18 protein-coding genes and 1 tRNA gene are annotated in these 21,554 nt (G+C 60.9%); 18 read left to right on the forward strand and 1 reads right to left on the reverse strand.

Annotated features, from left to right (window positions below; all coding sequences use genetic code 11):
* Window positions 1-51 precede the first annotated feature (51 nt).
* From DWX39_RS03120 to DWX39_RS03200, 17 genes are all read left to right on the forward strand, one after another.
* Window positions 52-1,239, forward strand: coding sequence for a glycosyltransferase (locus DWX39_RS03120; protein ID WP_117758477.1), 1,188 nt, complete (start codon window positions 52-54; stop codon window positions 1,237-1,239).
* Window positions 1,236-2,579 carry a histidine kinase gene (locus tag DWX39_RS03125; protein ID WP_006235157.1) on the forward strand — a complete coding sequence of 448 codons (1,344 nt, stop codon included), beginning with the start codon at window positions 1,236-1,238 and terminating at the stop codon, window positions 2,577-2,579. The genes DWX39_RS03120 and DWX39_RS03125 overlap by 4 nt, the downstream gene beginning before the upstream one ends.
* Window positions 2,580-2,651: 72 nt before the next feature.
* The gene (locus tag DWX39_RS03130; RefSeq protein WP_006235156.1) at window positions 2,652-3,368 is read left to right on the forward strand and encodes a LytTR family DNA-binding domain-containing protein; all 717 of its coding nucleotides are present in this window, start codon (window positions 2,652-2,654) and stop codon (window positions 3,366-3,368) included.
* Window positions 3,369-3,464: 96 nt separating this feature from the next.
* Window positions 3,465-3,932, forward strand: coding sequence for a YfcE family phosphodiesterase (locus DWX39_RS03135; RefSeq protein ID WP_055252090.1), 468 nt, complete (start codon window positions 3,465-3,467; stop codon window positions 3,930-3,932).
* 409 nt (window positions 3,933-4,341) lie between these two features.
* A tRNA-Asp gene (locus DWX39_RS03140) sits at window positions 4,342-4,419 on the forward strand.
* Between the two features lie 358 nt (window positions 4,420-4,777).
* The gene (locus DWX39_RS03145) at window positions 4,778-5,263 is read left to right on the forward strand and encodes an Rrf2 family transcriptional regulator (RefSeq protein WP_117564951.1); all 486 of its coding nucleotides are present in this window, start codon (window positions 4,778-4,780) and stop codon (window positions 5,261-5,263) included.
* A gap of 21 nt (window positions 5,264-5,284) precedes the next feature.
* On the forward strand, window positions 5,285-6,190 hold the full coding sequence (locus DWX39_RS03150; protein WP_117758478.1) for an adenine glycosylase: 906 nt from the start codon (window positions 5,285-5,287) through the stop codon (window positions 6,188-6,190).
* A gap of 114 nt (window positions 6,191-6,304) precedes the next feature.
* Complete coding sequence (gene rbr, locus DWX39_RS03155; RefSeq protein WP_055252097.1) at window positions 6,305-6,844, forward strand: rubrerythrin; 540 nt, start codon at window positions 6,305-6,307, stop codon at window positions 6,842-6,844.
* A 441-nt stretch (window positions 6,845-7,285) separates the two neighbouring features.
* On the forward strand, window positions 7,286-7,720 hold the full coding sequence (locus DWX39_RS03160; protein WP_117758479.1) for a hypothetical protein: 435 nt from the start codon (window positions 7,286-7,288) through the stop codon (window positions 7,718-7,720).
* Between the two features lie 148 nt (window positions 7,721-7,868).
* Window positions 7,869-8,432: a transcriptional regulator gene (locus DWX39_RS03165; RefSeq protein WP_117758480.1), complete on the forward strand. Its 564-nt coding sequence runs from the start codon at window positions 7,869-7,871 to the stop codon at window positions 8,430-8,432.
* A gap of 51 nt (window positions 8,433-8,483) precedes the next feature.
* Window positions 8,484-9,839, forward strand: coding sequence for a DNA recombination protein RmuC (locus tag DWX39_RS03170; RefSeq protein ID WP_117758481.1), 1,356 nt, complete (start codon window positions 8,484-8,486; stop codon window positions 9,837-9,839).
* 126 nt (window positions 9,840-9,965) lie between these two features.
* On the forward strand, window positions 9,966-11,768 hold the full coding sequence (locus DWX39_RS03175; protein WP_117758482.1) for an ABC transporter ATP-binding protein: 1,803 nt from the start codon (window positions 9,966-9,968) through the stop codon (window positions 11,766-11,768).
* 63 nt (window positions 11,769-11,831) lie between these two features.
* Entirely contained in the window at window positions 11,832-12,497 is a 666-nt protein-coding gene (nth, locus tag DWX39_RS03180) for an endonuclease III (protein WP_117758483.1), read from the forward strand.
* A gap of 158 nt (window positions 12,498-12,655) precedes the next feature.
* On the forward strand, window positions 12,656-16,288 hold the full coding sequence (gene mfd, locus DWX39_RS03185; RefSeq protein WP_117758484.1) for a transcription-repair coupling factor: 3,633 nt from the start codon (window positions 12,656-12,658) through the stop codon (window positions 16,286-16,288).
* Window positions 16,289-16,368: 80 nt separating this feature from the next.
* Entirely contained in the window at window positions 16,369-17,232 is an 864-nt protein-coding gene (locus tag DWX39_RS03190) for a phosphatase PAP2 family protein (protein ID WP_117758485.1), read from the forward strand.
* Window positions 17,233-17,277: 45 nt separating this feature from the next.
* Complete coding sequence (locus DWX39_RS03195) at window positions 17,278-18,303, forward strand: low specificity L-threonine aldolase (protein ID WP_117758486.1); 1,026 nt, start codon at window positions 17,278-17,280, stop codon at window positions 18,301-18,303.
* A gap of 74 nt (window positions 18,304-18,377) precedes the next feature.
* Window positions 18,378-18,968 (forward strand): GNAT family N-acetyltransferase, encoded by a 591-nt coding sequence (locus DWX39_RS03200; RefSeq protein WP_117758487.1) that lies wholly within the window; start codon window positions 18,378-18,380, stop codon window positions 18,966-18,968.
* Between the two features lie 543 nt (window positions 18,969-19,511).
* Here the strand turns inward: DWX39_RS03200 and DWX39_RS03205 are convergent.
* Window positions 19,512-20,234 (reverse strand): GntR family transcriptional regulator, encoded by a 723-nt coding sequence (locus DWX39_RS03205; protein ID WP_117634403.1) that lies wholly within the window; start codon window positions 20,232-20,234, stop codon window positions 19,512-19,514.
* Between the two features lie 205 nt (window positions 20,235-20,439).
* Here DWX39_RS03205 and DWX39_RS03210 point away from each other — a divergent pair, with 205 nt between their 5' ends.
* Complete coding sequence (locus DWX39_RS03210) at window positions 20,440-21,432, forward strand: SIS domain-containing protein (protein WP_006235139.1); 993 nt, start codon at window positions 20,440-20,442, stop codon at window positions 21,430-21,432.
* Window positions 21,433-21,554: the final 122 nt, after the last annotated feature.

A 21,554-nucleotide genomic window follows, 5' to 3' on the forward strand; every position in this document is an offset into this window, starting at 1 on the left:
GTCGCCTGTGTTTGGCGGCGTCCCGTTTTTGTGTTGCAGGGAGGGTAAGGCATGAACGCCACGGTCGTGATTCCAACGTATTGGGCGGGCGATGACGCTTGCGCAAACGCCCCTGGCACCTATGACCATTCGACGCGACTCAACGCCGACAATCCCGAACTCGACCGCTGCCTGGCCTCGCTTGAGCAGGTGTGCGACATCCCGCGCATCATCCTTTTGGTGGTCTGTCCTGTTTCTGCCACAGCCGATGTGTCGCTGCGCGTGCACGAGATTGTCGACGCGCATCCCACGCTCAAGGTCACCGTTGTCACCAACACCCAGGCCTCGCGCATCGCAGACCGGGTTGCTCAGATCGCGCCCAAGGGTTCGGGCGAGTGCGTGAGCCTGCGAGGCTACGGTGCCATCCGCAACATGGGGCTAGCCTGTGCCGCTGTGCTGGGGCATGACGCGGTTATCTTTTTGGATGACGATGAGACTGTCATCGACGCCGACTTTATGAAGCGCGCGACCTATGCGTTGGGGCAGCAGACGCGTCAGGGCTTGCCGATCTTGGTCAAGAGCGGCTATTTCTACGATCGCGACGGATCGCCGCTTGCTCCCACGGACAAGGCGGGCATCTGCCATCGTTGGTGGACCAAGCGCATCGAGTTCAACCGTTGGATGAAAAAGGCGCTCTCGGGCACCCGCATCTCGCGCTCCAACTACGTGTGCGGCGGCCTGATGGCCCTGCACGCCCGCGCCTTTACGCGTGTGGCCTTTGACCCGTTTATCACCCGCGGCGAGGACTTGGATTACCTCTTTAACATGCGTATGTTTGGCTACGACGTGTGGTTCGATAACGAGTGGACCGTGCGCCATCTGCCTCCGGAGTCCGAAAAGCGCTCACCGCGCTTTATGCAGGATGTATACCGTTGGTACTACGAACGGGCCAAGTTGACGTTCGCCGCGCATCAAAAGGAGCTCATTCCCGTTACGGCGGCATCACTCATGCCCTACCCGGGCCCGTGGATTTCGCGCGAGCTCGACGACCGCGTGCACAAGACCGCTATGGTCCGCAGCGTGTTTACCCGCGAGCATGAGGGCTACCTGCGCATTTGGCGCCATGGTATCGGCGAGGCAAAGGCCTATGCGCGCCAAAACGCTGCAAGCTACCTGCGTTTCCAGAGCTTTTGGCCCAAGATCATGGACGGGCTTTGGCGTGACGCACAACTGATCAGTATCCTGGAGGGGGCCGAATGATCGACCGCCGCGCCCAGCGCGATAGTTCAATATCAATCTTTCGCATCATTGCCGTTGCATGCGCCATTTGCGTGCTGGTGTACTTTATTTTTGCCTTGGTGACCGGTATCGAGCCGATCGCCACGGTGATTGCCTGCGCGCTGCTGTGCATCTTTCTGTGCATCTTTATCTTTTTGACGCTCAATCCCGATTCGGTGCGCTCCCAGTACACCGAGGAGACGCTCTCGGTGGCCTCGGCCATGCTCGAGGACATTAAGGGCGGTCTGACGCAGGAGTCGGCGCGTTTGGTGTGCCGGCGCATTTTGCCCGAGACGCGCGCCATGACGGTGGCCATCACCGACGAGGACAACGTGCTTGCCTGCGCGGGCGAGTTTGAGGAAAAACTGCTGCCCGATACTCCCATCCACACGCTTGCCACACGCTACGTTATCGAACATGGCATCGTGCAGTCGTTCAACCGTATGGTGGATGTCGTGGGCTCGGACGGCTCGCACAACCAAGTTCCCGCCGGCATTATCGCCCCCATCAAGGTGGGCGATCGTACCGTCGGCACGCTCAAGTTCTACTACAAGACCCCGCGCGCCGTCGACCGTACCCAGTATGCGCTTGCCTCGGGCTTTGCCGAGATCTTGTCCACGCAGCTCGCCATCCACGAGCTCGAGGTGCAAAAGGAACTCACGGCGCGCGCCGAGGTGCGTGCGCTGCAGGCGCAGATTAACCCGCACTTCCTGTTCAACACGCTGAACACCATTGCATCGTTTACGCGCACCGACCCGCTGCGGGCCCGCGAACTGCTTCGTGAGTTCTCATCGTTCTATCGTGCTACACTCGACAACTCGGGATCGCTTATTCCGGTCTCGCGCGAGGTCGCACAGACCAAGCGCTACCTTACCTTTGAGAAGGCCCGCTTTGGCGAGGACCGCGTGCTTGCGACGTTCGATGTGTCCGAGGACGTGGAAGATACGCTGGTGCCGGCGTTCGTGATCCAGCCGATTGTCGAGAACGCCGTACGTCATGGTATGGGCGATGACGACGCCCTGAGGATCGACGTGACCGTTCACCAAGACGGCGAGGATGCAATCTTGATTGCCGTGGCCGATAATGGCGTGGGCATGGATGAGGGTACCGCCGCCAGACTGTTTGACGAGCGCTCTGCCCGTCCCGACGCCAGCTCTCCCCAGGGTGGCGGCGCCGGTGTGGCCATGCACAATATTTCGGAGCGCATCCATCGCTTTTATGGGCCGCACTCCTATACGCGTGTCGAATCGGCGCCGGGCAAGGGCACCAAAGTGCTCCTTCATCTTGATTTGTCAGAGAGCATCTTTGACATTCAAGAGTAAAATAAAAGGCTACGGGCTCAACGTCATGCGACGGATGCCCGGCGTAGTTAGTTGACGAAAGGTTTTATCCCTATGCTGCGTGCGATGATTGTGGATGATGAGGCGCCGGCTCGCTCGGAGCTTCGCTTCCTGCTCGAGCAAACGGGCAAGATCGGCACGATCACGGAGGCGTCGAGCGTCCGCTCCGCCATCGAGATGCTTATGGAAAGTCGCGTGGATGTCGTGTTTCTCGATATCTCGATGCCCGGTGCCTCGGGCCTGCAACTTGCCGAGGCGCTGCATAAGCTCAAAAATCCGCCGGCGATCGTGTTTGTGACTGCGTATAGCGACCATGCGGTCGAGGCATTCGACGTGGATGCCGTCGATTATCTGATGAAGCCGGTCGAGGAAGCTCGCTTGGATCGCGCGATCGAGAAGGTCATGCAACGCGCCAAGCCGGTTACGGACAGCAAGGTGACCATCGAGCGTATCCCGGTGGAAAAGGGCGGCCGCAAGGTGCTCATTCCCGTGGACGACATTCGCTTTATCATGGCCAAGGACGATTACTCCTGCATCTATACCGTCGATGATCGCTTTTTGTCGACGACCTCGCTGGCGCAGTTTGAGGCCAAGCTCTGCGATTTTGGCTTCTTCCGTGTTCACCGCCGCTATATCGTCAACTTGGCGTGCGTCACGGACGTTGAGACGGTGCCCTCGGGCGCCATCCAGCTGGGCATTACGGGCGTCGACGAACGCGTGCCGGTTTCGCGCCGCCGCGTCGTGCCGCTCAAGAAGGCCCTGAGCCTCTAGCACACTGGCCCCGCAGCCCTGTAGACCCATCGTCTGCGGGGCCGTGGGGCCTTTTTTGTATGTATCTGCCGAATCGTTTTTTGCGGAAGGGATCCCATGAACAGCGCAAGCGCCAAGCGCATCGACATCATCTCGGACACCCACGGCTATTTATCGCCTGCGCTCTTGGATGAGCTTGAGGGCGCAGACCTGATCATCCACGCCGGCGACCTTACGTCAGAGATGGACTACGAGCACCTATGCACCATCGCCCCCGTGCGGGCCGTATTGGGCAACAACGATTACTACCGCGACTACGGCCCCGATGTAGACCGTCTTGCGCTCTTTACCTACGAAGGCCTCAAATTCGCCGTAGCCCACTACCGCGAAGACCTTCCGGTGGGATCCGTAGACGTAGCCATCAACGGCCACACCCACGTAACCAAAGAAGCCCAAGTGGGCCGCTGCCTAGTCCTCAACCCGGGCAGCGCCAGCTATCCCAGAGGCACCCGAGGCCCCACCATGGCCAGAATGCTCGTCAAAGACGGCAAGATACTGACCACTAAGTTTATTGACTTGGACTAACCGCAACAAAAACGGGGGATGCACAACGCATCTCCCGTTTTTCTTTGAGCCAAAGTCAGAAGTCCAACCAGAACAATCAGACCAACCCCGCCGGGAAGCACGCGGGCTAGCCGCGCAGCGGCGCACGCCCGCAAAACTGGTTGAATAATGTGACGGCAGGGAGGGTCTCCGGGGCTGGGGGCGGGGGTTAAGTTTGTCGCGAGTTCCGCACGCAAAGGAAAGCACTTAATGTGCTTTCCGTCTTGCGCAGGACTGTAGAGCAGCAAACTTAACCCCCGCCCCCAGCCCCGGAGACCCTCCCGGATGGCCCCAAAAATTTTTTCAAAAAAGTTGTTGCGCGCCGGACAGACTTCTGTGTATACTAATCCCCGCAGCGCACGCGAGCGGAAACAAACGCGAACGTCTGCCTGGGGAGTTAGCTCAGTTTGGTTAGAGCGCCGGCCTGTCACGTCGGAGGTCGCGGGTTCGAGCCCCGTACTTCCCGCCAACGCAATTAAAGCCACGTCTTCGGACGTGGCTTTTTGCGTTTGATGCACTTTGTTTCGATAGAACGATCGCCCTGGCGCATCTTCGCCCAGAATCCCCGCCCCTTCGGGAACGCAAGTAAAATCTAATAAGCATATCTGTCTAAACAACAGCTTTGTTGCGCAACACCTGTTCAACGAAGCAGGGGGTTAGGTTATACTAAATTGCACTGTGGGCCGCATCTGATGCATTTCGCTCCAAGCGCGGCATTCAGTGGATATCCGATTTACCATTTGGATGTCCTGCGGTCATTTAGCGTCTCGACACAAGCTCGGCCCCGGAGCTCGTTCGAGCTGTTCGTATTCCTTGAAAGGGGAAAAATGGACATATCGAGGAAGACTGATTACGCCCTTCGTATGTTGGCGATGCTTGCCGAGGATCCGGAGCGTTTGCTTTCTGTTCGCACCGCTGCCGAAGAGGTCAATGTCCCGTATTCGTTTGCCCGCTCGATTCAGCACGGTTTGGTCCAGGCCGGTATTGTGGAGAGCCTGCGTGGCGTCCACGGTGGCATGCGTCTCAAGGTCAGTCCGGACGACGTTACCATTCGTCAGGTCGTCGAGGCCGTTCAGGGCCCTATGGTTATGAATGATTGCACCGCACCCGATGGCGACTGTGCGCGCATGGGCACGTGCTGCTATCATCCCCTGTGGGCCGGAGCTCAAGCATTGATGCGCGACTACCTCGATTCCGTTTCGCTCGGCGACATCGTCGCTCACCGCCAGTTCCCGGCCGTCGATCCCAAGTTCGCCGACCGCGAAGCGTTTCCCGAGTACGCCACCTGTGCGTATACATGCCGGGAGGAATAGCGCCGCATAAGGAGCATAGATATGATTCAGGACCCCTTTCGTTCGATGATTCGTTCGGAAGGGGTCCTGCGTTATCGCGACCTTCCGTGGCGCCGCACGCGCGATCCGTACATCATTTGGCTTTCCGAGGTCATGTTGCAGCAAACACAGGTGCCACGCGTGGAGACGCGTATGCCGGCGTGGCTCGATCGCTTTCCGACCGTGCAGGCGCTTGCCCAAGCCGCGCCTTCCGATGTTTTGGACGCTTGGCAGGGCATGGGCTACAACCGACGCGCTCTGGCGCTCCACAAGGCCGCTCAGCGCGTTGTGGAGGACTGGGACGATGAGTTTCCGCGTGAGACGCGTGACTTGGTCGCTCTGCCTGGTATTGGCCCGGCAACGGCGCAAGGTATCCGGTCGTTTGCGTTTGACCTTCCAGGCGTGTATCTGGAGACCAACGTGCGCACGGTCTTTCTGCATCACTTCTTTCCCGATGTACCGGCTGTTCCCGACCGCGAGCTGGTGCCGCTGATTCAGGCGGCCTGTCCGGCGGCCCCCGGTGCGGCGACCGACGAGATCGCTCCCTTTGCCGTGCCGCTCGATGATGCCGACACGCCGCGCGCGTGGTATTACGCGTTGCTGGATTACGGCGCATATCTAAAAAAGACGTTGCCCAATCCGTCCAGGCGCTCGGCGGGCTATAGCCGTCAATCAAAGTTTGAGGGCTCACGTCGCCAAAAGCGCGCGCATATCGTGCGCATGTTGCTGGCAGCGCGCGATGGCCAACCGGCGGGGATTACGCTTGCTGATGCCGTGGTGGGCGTTAACGATATGGAAGCGGCGGCTGGGCGCGGGCCGGTCGAGCGCGAGCTTGTCGCGGGCATTCTGGCCGACCTGGAGCGTGAGGGCTTTTGCCGAGCCGAGGGCGATCGCTGGCTGAGCATCTAGCCCGTGCAAATCTGAAGAACAGGATTGTAAGGTTTAGATTTCCGACATGAGGGCATCCTAAAGACGAGGCCGCTCGAAGCCTACGGGCGGCATGCGTTGAAGGGAAGTACACCTATGGATTTTGAGAATTCCCAAACCAAGAAGAACCTCGAGACCGCTTTTGCTGGTGAGTCCCAGGCACACACCAAGTATCGCTACTATGCCTCCAAGGCAAAGAAGGACGGCTACGTTCAGATCTCGAACATCTTTGCCGAGACGGCTGGCAACGAGTCCGAGCACGCCAAACTGTGGTTTAAGTATCTGCACGATGGCGCCGTCCCCGATACCCTGGACAATCTGCGCGATGCCGCCGCGGGTGAGAACTACGAGTGGACCACGATGTACGACGAGTTTGCCAAGACCGCCGAGGAAGAGGGCTTTGCCGAGATTGCCGCAAAGTTCCGTGGTGTCGCCGCCGTCGAGAAGGCCCACGAGGAGCGCTACAACAAGCTCGTCGAGCGTATCGAGTCGGGCGAGGTGTTTGAGCGTGAGGGCGTAAAGGTGTGGAAGTGCCTGAACTGCGGGCACCTGCATGTGGGTGCCGAGGCGCCTGAGGTGTGCCCGGTGTGCAACCACCCCAAGGCGTACTTTGAGGAGCAGGTGGTGAACTACTAGCGCTTGGCGCTGGCTGCTGCGGAGCGCAGGGCGGGGAAATACCTTTCCCTCTCGCTCACGGCTTCGCAGAGTCGCGCGAGGCAAAGGTATTTCCCCGCCTTGCGCTCCGGCGTTGGGTCGTCGCGTGCTCGATACAGAAAAGCTGATAAAAAAGGTTGTGTGCCGCCCCTTTTTGGGGCGGCACGTTTTTGTGGGGTCCCGGTCTCCACAATTTTCGTCAAGCTATTGGTTAGATTTTGGTCAGTTGGCGTAAGGGTGGAAGGCCAAAAGATTGTTGGCGAAAAAAGCTCAGAGAAAGTGCTGGTAGGGGAGTTGTTGAGCTTTTCGACAGCTTTTGAGCAAAAGAAACTTTGTGGCTATTGCCGGCGATTGCGTTGTCGCGGTCATGGCGGTGCGGGATGCTGGTCGTAAGCGTCGAATGCTCCGATTTTGGAGGCCAGCATGGATCTGTTTCTTGAGACTCCGCAGCAACAAGCTGAGCGCATGCTGCGTCAGCAGCAACGACTCATGGAGATGCAAATGCAAGGGGTTGCCAACCAGGCGCCCGTGCAAAACGTCGTGCCCGCTGCTGTACCTGCAGCTGTGCCCGGGTGTGAATCGGCGCCAGAGGCCTATTCCGTACAGCAAGATTCATATGCGCAGGAGCTCGCGTTCGACAAGCATCGTGCGCGTCGCCGTCGCTGGGCCCAGCGCCTGCGTACGTTGGCGATGATCGTGCTCATCCCGTTGGGGCTTGCGGCCATCTTTCTGGCGTCGTATGCCCTCACGTGCATCCTCAACGGTGCATCGCCCAACGAGGTGCTCAAACATCTAGCGGCCCTGGGCCAGCGCCTAGATGACGTCATAACAACCATCCGCGCCGGCTGGGAGAGCTAGCGTTTGTCGCATTAGGACTTCTAGGGTGTAGGGATTATCGCCACGAGTGGAATCCTTGCATCCTGTGGGTTCTGTCGTGCGACTGAATAGTATTATTGAAGATGAATAATAATAAGGGATACAGGTAATACAAAAAGGAGGTGCTCGGTTGAATCTGACTTTTGAGGGATTTTTGAAAGGCTATTGCCGGGAGCTATCCGGACAGCAGTCGCTGAGTTTTAGAAAACTGGTTGAGCAGGCGACGACGGTTGCGCCGCGCGTGGCGGAGCCTCTGTTTTTGCTCGCTTTGGCGCAAGGAAAAGCCGAATACGTTCTGGGTTTATCCGAGGGCTCGTGGATGGAAGAGGATTACCGAGGCGTTTTGTCCTTGTACGATCAAGCGGGTGGCATGGCGTCTCTATGCGCCAAAAGTGAGCTCCCTAACCGTTATGCCAACGTTTGGCGTGCGTATAGAGCGGTGAAGGAAAAGCCAGTGGCGGACAGAAGGATCAACGCCCTGATGCGAAAAAGAACATTGGGGGCGCTAGGGGAATCGGGCGTAACGCGCTACGGTCTCTGCCGCGATTTGAATCTGAATAAGGGAAACGTATACGCATACTTGGCCGGCGATGACTCAAAGGTGAGCAGGGAGACGGCGCGTCGCATTATGGAATATGCGGAGGAGAGGGGCACCCAAGAAGGGGCCGGCCGCCCGGTGCGTGTGGCGGGGTAAGATTGATCGCGGTTTTGATTGGTGCTCGATTGGGTTTGTTGGGCGGAGTTTATGTCTGCTATTGATATTGCGCTTGTTGTGATTGCCTTGGTGGCGGTGGGGGTTGCTGTGGCTTGCGCCCTCCAGCTCAAGAGCCTGCGTGCCGAGCTGCGGGAGCGTGGCGACAGTAGCGCGGAAACGCTGGTAGCGCTCGAGCAGGCCAACAGCACGCTCGACACCCTGAACGTCGCGTTGGCCGAAACCCGCCGCACGGCAAATGCCATCGCGCAGCAGCAGACGACCGATGCCGCCGTAGAGCAGCAGCGCTACCTGACCATTGCGCGCGAGTTCTCGCAGGCCGGCGACCGTATGGATGACCTGCGCCGCGAGACGGCCCAACAGCTTGGCGCCAACCGCGAAGGCATCGAGCATCGCCTGGACAAGGTGCGCGAGACGGTCGATGCTCAGCTGGGCGCCATCCGCAAAGACAACAACGTGCAGCTCGACCAAATGCGTGCGACGGTGGACGAGAAGCTCTCTCGCACGCTCAACGACCGACTGTCGGCATCGTTTAAGCAGGTGAGCGACCAGCTCGAGGCCGTGTACAAGGGCCTGGGCGACATGCAGTCTATCGCCACCGGCGTGGGCGACCTTAAACGCGTGCTGGGCAATGTGAAGGCGCGTGGCATTTTGGGCGAGGTGCAGCTGGGCGCGATCCTGGCGGACATCCTTACGCCCGACCAGTATCTGGAAAACGTTGCCACCAAGCCCGGCGCCTCGGAGCGTGTTGAGTTTGCCGTCAAGCTGCCGGTAGACGAGGGCGACCCCGTGCTGCTGCCGATTGACTCCAAATTCCCGGGTGATGCGTACGAGCATCTGCTCGACGCGCAGGAGTCGGGCGATGCGGAGACCGTGGCGGCTGCGCGCAAGACGCTCGACACCATGGTCAAGCGCGAGGCCAAGGACATCTGCGAAAAGTACCTGAGTGTGCCGGCAACGACCAACTTTGGCATCATGTTCGTGCCGTTTGAGGGGCTGTACGCCGAGATCGTCAGCCGCCCCGGGCTTATCGAGATCCTGGGCCGCGACTATCACGTCAACGTAGCCGGTCCCAGCACCATGGCCGCCATTCTCAACAGCCTGCAGATGAGCTACCAGACGTTTAGGCTGCAAAAACGTACCGACGACGTGCTGCGCGTGCTCTCCGCCGTCAAGGCCGAGCTGCCGCGCTATCAGGCGGCGCTGCGCCGCGCCCAGCAGCAGATCGAGACCGCGGGCAAAACGGTCGAGGGCATCATTACCACGCGCACCAACGTCATGGAGCGCAAGCTCAAGGACATCGACGCGCTGGAGGATGCCGACCAAGCCGATGAGATTTTGGGGCTCACATCCGCGGAGCTGCTCGCAGGCCAAAAAGACGAGGACTAGCTGCATCTGACGGCGGGGCGCCGGTGTAAACGCGGGTGCCCCGCTGCTTTTCGCATCGTGCTTGCCTGAAGTGCGCTTCAATGTGCAACAATGGCGTTTCGCCCTATCAGACGCGAAAGGAAGCCCATGTCTCAGAGAAGCACCAGTCCGCTCAAACGCTCCACTGTGCGCCGCACGCTGCGGCGGTTTTGGGGTGTCACGCGCACACAGCCGCTGATTGTCTTTCTCTCGGTGTTCTCGTCGGCGGGCTACATCTTTTTGCTCACGTTTGCCAACACCTACGTTATGGCCCTCATCGTCGACCGCGTCCAAGCCGGCCCCGTGGCGGGCGACCAGGTGTTTGAGGTCTTTGGCCCTTACATTCTGGCGCTCGTACTCGTTAACCTGGTGGGCCAGATCCTCTCCAAGCTACAGGACTACACCGTCTACAAGCTCGAGATTGCGGGCAACTATCACCTGGCGCGCCTGTGCTTTGACACGCTCTCCAATCAATCCATGACATTCCACACCAGCCGCTTTGGCGGATCGCTCGTGAGCCAGACGAGCCGTTTTATGAGCGGCTACACGGGTCTGGTGGACGTGACGGTGTATTCGCTCATCCCCACTATCACCTCGGTCATTTGCACGGTGGCGGCGCTCGCTCCGGTGGTGCCCACATTTACCGTGATCCTGGTGTGCATCATGGTCGTCTACATTGCGTTTGTCTGGCTTATGTACAAGCGCATCATGCCGCTTTCGGCCGCGACGTCCGCCGCGCAGAACAAGCTCTCGGGCGTGCTCTCCGACGCGGTCACGAACATCTTGGCCGTCAAGACCTGCGGGCGCGAGGACTTCGAACGCGATCTGTTCGACGCCGCCGATCGTGCCGCGCGCGACGCCGAGACGGTCTCGATGCACGCCATGATGCAGCGCAACTTTACGACCTCGGGCCTTATCGTCATCACCATGGCCGTGGTGAGTGTGTTCGTGGCGGGCGGCAACGCGTGGTTTGGCATCTCGGCGGGCTCGCTCGTCATGATCTTTACCTACACCTATAACCTCACCATGCGCCTGAACTACGTGAGTTCCATGATGCAGCGTATCAACCGCGCTTTGGGCGATGCGGCAGAGATGACGCGCGTGCTGGACGAGCCACGTTTGGTGGCAGACGACCCGGACGCCCCTGAGCTCAAAGTAACCGAGGGCGCGATTGATTTTGAGCACCTGAGCTTTGCGTACCGTGACGCTGCGGCGGGCGAGAACGTGTTCGATGACCTGACACTTCATGTGGCGGCGGGCCAGCGCGTGGGCCTGGTGGGCAAATCGGGCTCGGGTAAGACGACGCTCACCAAGCTGCTGCTGCGCCTGGACGATGTCCAGGGCGGCCGCGTGCTCGTGGACGGTCAGGATGTCTCGCGCTGCACGCAGCAAAGCCTGCGCCGCCAGGTTGCCTACGTGCCGCAGGAGGCGCTGCTGTTCCACCGCTCCATTCGCGAAAACATTGCCTACGGTCGTCCCAACGCCACTGATGAGCAGATTCGCGAAGCCGCGCGCCTGGCCAATGCCCTGGAGTTTATCGACCGATTGCCCCGTGGCTTTGACACCATGGTGGGTGAGCGCGGCGTCAAGCTCTCGGGCGGCCAGCGTCAGCGCGTGGCTATCGCCCGCGCCATCCTAACCGACGCGCCGATTCTAGTGCTCGACGAGGCGACCTCTGCCCTGGACAGCGAGTCCGAGGCGCTGGTGCAGGAGGCGCTCGAGAACCTGATGCGCGGGCGCACCTCCATTGTGGTGGCGCACCGCCTGTCCACCGTGGCGGCGCTCGACCGCATTGTGGTGCTGGCCGATGGTGAGATTGTCGAGGACGGCACGCATGCGCAGCTCGTCGAGGCGGGTGGCGAGTACGCGAGCCTGTGGAGCCGTCAGACCGGCGCATTCTTGGAGGCGTAAGCGTCTCGGACGTGGGACAATTGTGCCCATAAGTTGATTGTGCCGTTGAGCCGAGGAGTCGTTATGCCACGCGAGACCAATGCCGCCAAGCGCGAGCGCGCTATCGAGGTGTGCGAGCGCCTCAACCGTCGCTATGGCCCAGTCGAGTGCTTTTTGGACCACGAGAATCCCTTCCGCCTGCTGATCGCGGTGCTACTCTCGGCGCAAACGACCGACGCGCAGGTCAACAAGGTGACGCCGCGGCTGTTTGCCCAGTGGCCCACGCCCGAGGCCATGGCCGGGGCGAGCGTGGCTGACGTGGCAGACACCATCAAGTCACTTGGCTTCTACAAGAGCAAAGCCAAGCATGCCGTCGAGGCCGCGCAGATGATCGTCGCCGACTATGGCGGCGAGGTGCCGGCCGACATGAAGGAGCTTGTAAAGCTGCCGGGCGTGGGACGCAAGACGGCGAACATCGTGCTCAACGTGGGGTATGGCATCGTGGAGGGCATTGCGGTGGACACGCACGTCAACCGCATTGCGCACCGCCTGATGTTGAGTCCCAGGACGCATGCCAAGGAGCCGCTCAAGACCGAGCAGGATTTGCTCAAGATTTTGCCGCACGAGTATTGGGAGTCGGTCAACCATCAGTGGATCACCTTCGGTCGCGAAATCTGCGATGCCCGCAAACCCAAGTGCGACGAGTGTCCGCTGGCAGATTTGTGCCCCAGCGTGCGCGTAGCGGGGTAGGGCGGAATGCATCTTCGTCTGGCGTTTTTTGCAGGGCCGGGTTTGCCCTTGAGCAGGAGTCCTCTCCATGCGCTACCATGACAAACAATGATCTTTGACGTACGACCCGCCGAGCTTGCCCCGGCGGGCTTTTGGCGTTGCGATGCCGGAGGAACAGCATGCTCATTCACCGTATAGCCGCGCAGCTCTACACTGCCGAGGCACTGCAGACCGTCGAGGCCGGACTCGATGCCGGCGAGGACGTGACGTTGGCCGTGTCGCAGTCGGGTCGCACGCTTATGGCGGCCGCCCAGTTTGCGCGCCGTCCGCGTCCCACGGTCTATATCGTGAGCGGCGAGGACGCTGCCGATCGCGCCGCGCGCAGCCTGGCCGCCTATGTGGGCCTGGCGCACGTGTGCCGCTTTCCCGAGCGCAAGGACTACCCGTGGCGCGAGCAGGCGCCCGACGATGCCGTGGTGGCGCAGCGCTGCGAGGCCCTGGGACGCATCGTGCGCGGTGACAACTGCATTATGGTTGCCTCGGCCCGCGCGTTGCTGCGTTGCGTGCCGCCAGTCGAGAGCCGCTACTGGGAGTCCACGACCTTTGCGGTGGGCGAGGAGATCCCTTTTGACGAGGTGCCGCAGCGCCTGGTGGGCATGGGCTATACCAATGCCGGTGCCGCCGACGCGCCCGGCCTGTTCCGCGTGCATGGCGACACCGTCGAGGTATTTCCCGCGCAGGAAAAGGCGCCCGTGCGCATTGAGTTTTTCGGCGACGAGATTGACCGCATCCGCCGTATGGTGAGCTCCACGGGCCAAACTATCGGCAACGAGGACAGCATCGAAATCTTCCCCTGCCGCGAGCTGGCGCTCACCGACGAGGCCGTTCACAACATGCACGTGGCGCTCTACCGCGCCAGCCAGGACGACAGTAAGCTGGCGGCGCTGCTCGAGATGGTGGATGCACGCATCGTCACGCCCGAGCTCGACCGCTTTTTGCCGGTGATGTACGGCCAGACCGTGAGCCCGCTGTCGCATGTGAGCGGCCAGGCGCTCGTGGTGCTGTCCGAGCCGCGCTCGCTGTTCGACGACTGCCTGCGCGCCTACGAGGATATCGAGGCACGCGCCGGCGAGGCGGGGATTGACCGCTTGGACGGTCTGTACGTGCGCGCCCAGCAGCTCGACTTTGGTGCCCAGCAGCGCTTGAACTACGTGAGCTTGATTCGTGCCGGTGGTGCGGTGACGGCAGAGCTCAAGATTGAGCAGCCGGCCATCGCGGGCTCGGACAATCGCTTTATGACGCGCATCCAGGAGGTCGTGGGCAAGCGCTATGCCTGCGTGTTTGCCATCCCCGACCGCGGTGCACGCGAGTCGATGGAGCTCACCTTTGGCGATGAGGGTATTACCTTTGAGGAGTCGCTGACGGCCGCGCCCGAAAACGCGGGCGCTATTGGCGACCGTGTGCGCGTGGCGGCGGCGGATTCTGCCGACCGTGCTGCCCGTCAGGAGGCCCATGCTTCCATTCGCGAGCGTAAGGCCGACGCGCTCAACGCCCGCTCGCTCGAGGCAGGCGCCGCGCAGGCTGCCGCCGGCGCCGCCGTGCCCACCATCTCGCGCGGGCGCGTGACCTTTGTCGACGCTGCCCTGCCGCAGGGCGTGGTGGTGCCCGACGCCAATTTGGCCGTGTTCTCGATCGCCGACCTCAATGCCCGCATGGATGCCAACCGCGCGCGCAGCCGCCGCAAGGTTGACATTACGCAGATCACCTTCCCGTTTAAGCCGGGCGACTACGTGGTGCACGCAACGCATGGCATCGCGCTCTTTAGCGAGATCGCGCGCCAGGAAGTGGGCGGCAAGGAACGCGACTACTTTTTGCTGGAATATGCCGACGGCGACAAGCTCTACGTGCCGCTCGAGCAGGTCGACCGCATCACGCGCTACGTTGGCCCCGACGGCGACAAGCCGCGCCTGACCAGGCTCAATACCGCCGACTGGACGCGTGCCACCAACAAGGCGCGCAAGAACGCCAAAAAGCTGGCGTTTGACCTGGTCGACCTGTATACGCGCCGCTCGTCGATTACCGGTATCGCCTGTCCGCCCGATACGCCCGAGCAGATCGAGATGGAGGAGAGCTTCCCCTACGACGAGACGCGCGACCAGCTGGAGGCTATCGCCGACATCAAGGCCGACATGGAGGCGCCCAAGCCCATGGATCGCCTGCTCTGCGGCGACGTGGGTTTCGGCAAGACCGAGGTCGCCCTGCGTGCGGCGTTTAAGTGCGTGGACTCCGGCCGCCAGGTCATGGTGCTCTGCCCCACGACCATTCTGGCCCAACAGCACTACGAGACCTTCTTTGAGCGGTTTGCCCCGTTTGGCCTGGAGGTCGAGGTGCTCAGCCGCTTTCGCACCCCGGCGCAGCAAAAGCGCGCGCTTAAGGCGTTTGCCGAGGGCACGATTGATGTGCTCATCGGCACGCACCGTCTGCTTTCGGCCGACGTGAACCCCAAGAACCTGGGCATGGTGATCATCGACGAAGAGCAGCGCTTTGGCGTGCAGCACAAGGAGCAGCTCAAGAACCTGCGCGAGCAGATTGACGTGCTCACGCTTTCGGCAACGCCGATTCCGCGAACCATGCAGATGGCCACGAGCGGCGTGCGCGACATGAGCCTGATTACGACGCCGCCGACTGGGCGTCGTCCCGTGATCGTGCACGTGGGGGAGTACGACCCCGACGTGGTGAGTGCGGCGATCCGTCTGGAGGTGGGTCGCGGCGGTCAGGTGTATTACGTGTCCAACCGCGTCAAGACCATCGACGATGCCGTGGCGCGCGTGCACGAGGCCGCGCCCGAGGCGCGCGTGGGCGTGGCGCACGGCAAGATGAGCCCGCGCGAGGTCGAGGACGTGATGATCGAGTTCGCGACCAAAAAGATTGACGTGCTCATCGCCACGACCATCGTGGAGAGCGGCATCGACAACGCGACCGCCAACACGCTCATCATCGAGGATTCGCAGCGTCTGGGCCTGGCGCAGCTCTACCAGCTCAAGGGTCGTGTGGGCCGCTCGGCCACGCAGGCCTACGCGTACTTTATGTTCCCGGGCGAGCTGCCTCTCACCGAGGAGGCCACGGCGCGCCTGACTGCACTTTCCGAGTTCCAGGACCTGGGCAGCGGCATGCGCATCGCCATGCGCGACCTGGAGATTCGTGGCGCCGGCTCGCTTATGGGCGCCGAGCAGCACGGCAATCTGTCGAGCGTGGGCTTTGACCTGTTTACACAGATGCTGGGCCAGGCCGTGGCCGAGGCGCGCGGCGACGACGACGCCGGCGTGGAGGCGGCGAGCGTGGGCATTAACCTGCCGGCCGATTACTTCTTGTCCGAGGAGTACCTGCCGGCGGTGGATCAGCGCGTGCTCGTGTACCGTAAGCTCGCAGCGGCCGAGGACTTGGAGAGCATCGATGAGGTGCAGGAAGAGACCGAGGCCGCGCATGGCGAGCTGCCGTTGGCAGGGCTCAACCTGTTCAACCGCGCGCGCATCCGTATTCGCGGCGAGCGCCTGGGGCTCGAGAGCGTCACGCTCAGCGGCGGTCGCATCACGTTTTTGGGCGTCGACGTGCCCAAGAAGGTGGCCTTTGAGCTTAAGACCCGCTATGGCGCGGTGAGCTTCCCCAAGAGCCGCAAGCTGTCGGTGCCCTACAAGGCGGGCGCCGGTGCGGGCAGCGGCTTGGGCCGTGGCCTCGATGCCAACGACGGCACCGGCCCCGTGGCCGCGGCGCTCATGCTGCTGCAGCAGTTGGGCGCTAGTGACGACGACTAACAAGTAGGGGACGTGGCGGGACGAAGTCATCTTTGCCCCGCCATCTCGCAGATTGATTTCAGCCCCATCGAAAGGAAAGCATGTTCGGATACATCTATAAGAAAGATGTCGCCATGATCGCGGTCGTCCTGTGCCTTTGTCTGGGCGTGGGCAGCTTCTTCGATTATCAGATCTCGAGCGCGCTGTTCAACATCGGCAGCATGTACGGTCGCTTTATCGAGGCCGCCGGCGAGCTGCCGTTTGAGCTGACGGCGAGCGTTGCGGGCGTTATGCTCGTGCGCGCGGTGCGTCCCGATTCCAGAGGGAGCAAATGGCTCGCCGTGCTCGGCGTCCTTGTCAACGTTGGCCTGGCCGGCTATGAGATCGTTTCGTCTCTGAAGGTTGGCGGCAAACTCATCGCGTTTCAGTTGGTGCTGACGTTTGTGCTGGTCATCGTCGCCAACCTCATCGCCTATCGCCTCACGCGCACGACCGAGCCCGACGAGCTTACGCGCTGGGCGTTGATGGTGCTTGCCGTGTGGGTCGCTCAGGTCATTATCCTCAACGTGATCGTCAAGCCGCTGTGGTCGCGCCCGCGCATGCGCGTGATCGAGGTGACGCAGGGACTCGATTTTCAGCCGTGGTGGGTGATCGGCAACCCCGACAAGTGGGCCTATATCGCCGCCGGCGTGATCAAGGACGGCTTTAAGTCGTTTGCGAGCGGACACACGGCGCACGCGGCGATCGGTATTATGCTTGCCGGGCTTCCTGCGGCGTCCTTTAAGGAAAAGCCGTCGCGCCGTCGCGTGGTCTTTTGGACGGCGGCTGCGGTTGCGGCGCTCGTCGCCTTTGGCCGCATTGTGATCGGTGCGCACTTTTTGACTGACGTGAGCTGCGGCTTTGCCCTGGTGCTGGCACTTGAGTGCCTTGCCGCGCGCATTGCCTATCCGGGCGGCGTACAATAGCGGCGTTTAAATCATCGGGCCCATGCCCGGCTAGAGAGGATTGCCATGCTCGCGTTCAACAACGACTATTCCCACGGTGCTCATCCGGCAGTGCTGCAGGCGCTCGTCGATACCAACATGGAGCCGCAGCCCGGCTACGGTACCGATGCGCACACCGAGCGTGCCAAGCAGCTCATTCGTGAGGCCTGTCAGGTACCCGATGCCGACGTGTTTTTTCTGGTGGGCGGCACACAGGCCAACGCGACGGTGATTGACATGCTGCTTGCGCCCTACGAGGGCGTCGTTGCAGCCGAGACCGGCCACGTTGCCTGCCACGAGGCGGGTGCCATCGAGTTTGGCGGCCACAAGGTGCTTACCATTCCCGGCTACGAGGGCAAGATGCATGCCGAGGATCTCGACAGCTATATCCAGGTGTTTTACGAAAACGAGAGCTACGAGCACACGGTGTTCCCAGGTGCCGTGTACGTGAGCCTATCGACCGAGTACGGCACGCTGTACTCCGCCGCCGAGCTTGCGGCGATTCATGCGGTGTGCCAGAAGCGCCAGATTCCGCTGTTTGTGGATGGCGCCCGTCTGGCCTATGCGCTGGCGGCCGATGAGTGCGACATTACCCTGCCCGAGCTGGCGCAGCTGTGCGACGTGTTCTACATTGGCGGCACCAAGTGCGGCGCGCTTTGCGGCGAGGCCGTGGTGTTTTGCGGCATGCACGCTCCGGCACACCCCATTCCGCGCATTAAGCAGCACGGAGCGCTGCTGGCCAAGGGCCGTCTGACGGGCGTTCAGTTTGAGGCGCTCTTTACCGACGGCCTGTATTTTGAGATTGGCCGCCAGGCGATTGAGACGGCGCAGGCGCTTCGTCGCGTGCTGCATGAGCGCGGCTACCAGTTCTTCTTGGAGACGCCCACCAACCAGCAGTTTGTGATTTTGCCCAACGAGGACATGGCCCGCATTCGCGAGCATGCTTCGATCGAGTACTGGGAAAAGTACGACGAGACCCACACCGTGGTGCGCTTTTGCACCAGCTGGGCCACGACACAGGAGGACATCGACGCGCTGGCGGCTGTCCTGTAGGTTGATGTAATGACGAGGGGCCGCCTTGCGCCTGGGTTTGGCGCAAGGCGGCCTTTGCTTTTGAGAGGGGCTGTATGGCCAAGATGTCCGAGCCGACGATTCGCCTGGCGACGCCCGATGATGCGCCGGCATTGCTTGCCATCTATGAGCCGTATGTGCGCCAGACGGCGATTACCTGCGAATACGAGGTGCCGAGCGTTGAGGAGTTCGCCGGGCGCATCGAGCGCACGCTCAAGCGCTATCCGTATCTGGTGATGGAGCTGGACGGGCGTCCGGTAGGTTATGCCTATGTGAGTCCGCTCAACAGCCGCGAGGCCTATGACTGGTCGGTTGAGACCTCGATCTACCTGGCGCGCGATGTGCGCCACGGCGGGCTGGGCCGCAAGCTGCACGATGCGCTCAAGCAATGCCTGGTCGCGATGGGCATCACCAACATGTGCGCGCTCATTGCCGTGCCGCACGACAATGACGACGAGTATCTGACGCACAACAGTCAGGATTTCCATGCCCATATGGGCTACCGTTTGGTGGGCGCCTTCGATCGCTGCGCCCAAAAGTTCGGCCGCTGGTACGACATGTGCTGGATGGAGCTGGTCCTAGCCGAGCGCACACCCAACCAACCCAAGCCGACCTGGTTCCCCGACCTCCCCAAACCTGCCATTTAGGGACAGGTTTATTTTGGCAGGTTTTATCTGGGCAAACGTTGCAAGCCGCTGCGAAGGATGCGGATACCTTCGCGGCGGCTTTTGTTTTGGGTGTGTATGACCAAGGCGATTGACCTGCGGATGCAGCAAAGCTCCAGATAAAACCGACCAAACTAGACCTGTCCCTTTTTGGCAGGTTTTTGGCTGTCTTGTGGCATCAAATCGCCGCAAGAAGCACGGCGTTCGTATGCTATTTTGACCTGAATCGTCCCCTCGGGACGCCTTGCGAGCTAAGTGAGTAGACTTTTTGGCGCAGGGCGAGCACAAAGCGCATCTGCCTTACTAAAACCGCAGGTCACAGAGATGGCTGTTTTGGGTGTGCTCGGCAGATCGCGAAAAGTCTACTCACTTAGGTTTACGGTGCTGGATATTCTGGACAGGAACAGTTGAGCTTGGACGGCGTGCGTTGCCAGGCGATGCTGGCATTTGCGCCATGCTGGTTTGAGATTTTATAAAAACCGCAGGTAAAACGTATATTAGGTGCATTTTGCCTGGTTTGGCGCGCTAGCCGATGGGCTCGGTGTATTTGGCGCGGTCGGTGCGTTGGATGCGCTTGGAGATGTGCAGCGGGCGGCCGTCGGTGTCGTAGACGTAGTCGGTGATCAGGATCAGCGCCTGCCCGCGCTCGACGTTGAGCAAAAACGCCTCGTTTTGCGAGGCATAGCACACCTCAAAGGTCTTGTGCCCCTGTGCCGGCGCGCGATGGAATTCTTGGCGCAGCGTGGCGTAGAGCGAACCGTTGATATCGCGGTCGATGAGTGCCTCGAAGCTTGGCGGCAGATAGGTGGTCTCCAGGCACAGCGGCGCATCGTCCAGATAACGCAGACGGACAAGTTTGACGAGCTTGCTGCCCACGGCGGCGTCAAAGAACTTAGCTATGCTGCCGGCCGCCTTGGCAAAGCCCGAGTCCACGGTGCGCGTGGTGGGCTTCATGCCCTGGCCTTCGACCTGCTTGGTATAGCTCGAAAACATCAGGTTGTTCTCGTGGAGCGCGGGCGTGTCGGCCACAAAGGCGCCACGCCCGCGCTCGGTGCGCACCAGGCCCTCATCAACGAGCACCTTAAGGGCGTGGCGCACGGTGCTGCGCGACAGACCCGATTCGTCCATGAGTTCCATCTCGGACGGCAGCTTGTCTTCGCGTGCGTAGGTGCCGGCGGCGATGCGGTCACGCAGCGTACCCGCCAGACGCTCGTATTGGGCCAAGTTCTTTTTTGACGAAGTGCTCATGCGAATAACCTGTATCTAACTTATATGCTTACTGAACCAAGCATGTATCCAACATGACAACAAAACCGCTGGTAATGGATTGTCGAAAACTTTACCAGCAAAATTTCTAAGACAAATATAGCATACAACTAGTCGACATAACCAAAACATGTATGTAACTTGTATGCCATCGAGAGCATCAAACGAGAAGAAAGGCTGATGCACGATGACTACTCAGGAACAGGTTAAGGACGTCGTCTCCCAGGTTTTGGCTGACAAGGCGGACAAGGGCGGCATCAAGCGCGTCGTGTGGATCGGCGCTGGCGGATCCAACGGCGGCAACTATCCTGCCCAGTACTTTATGGAGCACGAGGCCACGCAGGTCGTGAGCTCCAGCTACACCAGCAACGAGTTCGTGCACGCCACCCCGGCCTACGTCAACGAGAACACCCTGGCCGTCGTCGTGTCCATGCGCGGCACCAAAGAGACCATCGTCGCCGCCCAGGTCGCCAAGGATCACGGCGCCAGCACCATCGCCATCTATGTCGACGAGTCCGGCCTCACCGAAGTCTGCGACTACAAGATCCAGTATGACAGCCTGGCCGTCGATGAGTCCTGCATGGGCCGCACCAACTCCGCCGTCGTGACCATGATCGCCATGGAGCTTACGCAGCAGACCGAGGGCTATGCCGAGTACGAGACCGCTATGGCCGCCTTCGACCTGGTCGATCCCATCTATCGCAAGGCCGTCGAGTACACCCGTCCGCTCGCTGCCAAGTGGGCCGAGCAGAACGCCGACAAGCCCTGCATCAACGTCATGGCTCAGGGTCCGCTCTTTGGCGCCGCCTATGTCTTTAGCATCTGCAACGTGCAGGAGATGCTGCAGATCGACTCCTGCACCATCAACACCTGCGACTTCTTTCACGGCCCCTTCGAGATCCTGGACAAGCGCACCTCGCTGTTCCAGCTCATCAGCGTCGGCCGCAGCCGCTGCAACGACGAGCGCGGCATCCGCTTTGTCAACCAGTACGGTGGCGAGCGCGTCTATCAGCTCGACGCCAAGGAGCTCGGCCTCAACGACATCAAGGACAGCGTGAGCGAGTACTTCAACCACCTGATCTTTGCCCCGATCCTCAACAACGTGTACATGCGTGCACTCTCTGCCGTTACCCACAAGGACTACATGACGCGCCGCTACATGTGGAAGCTGGACTACTAGTTACGCCGTTCTACCGAACGGCGTAACGGCTCGACGCTGCGCGCCCGGCATTTGGCCAATCTGCCGTTCAATTTCAAAGGCGCGACCAGAAGGTCAGCGCCTTTTCATTTCACGGCACCTTG

Source organism: Collinsella sp. AF19-1LB (assembly GCF_003459655.1).
Lineage (GTDB): Bacteria > Actinomycetota > Coriobacteriia > Coriobacteriales > Coriobacteriaceae > Collinsella.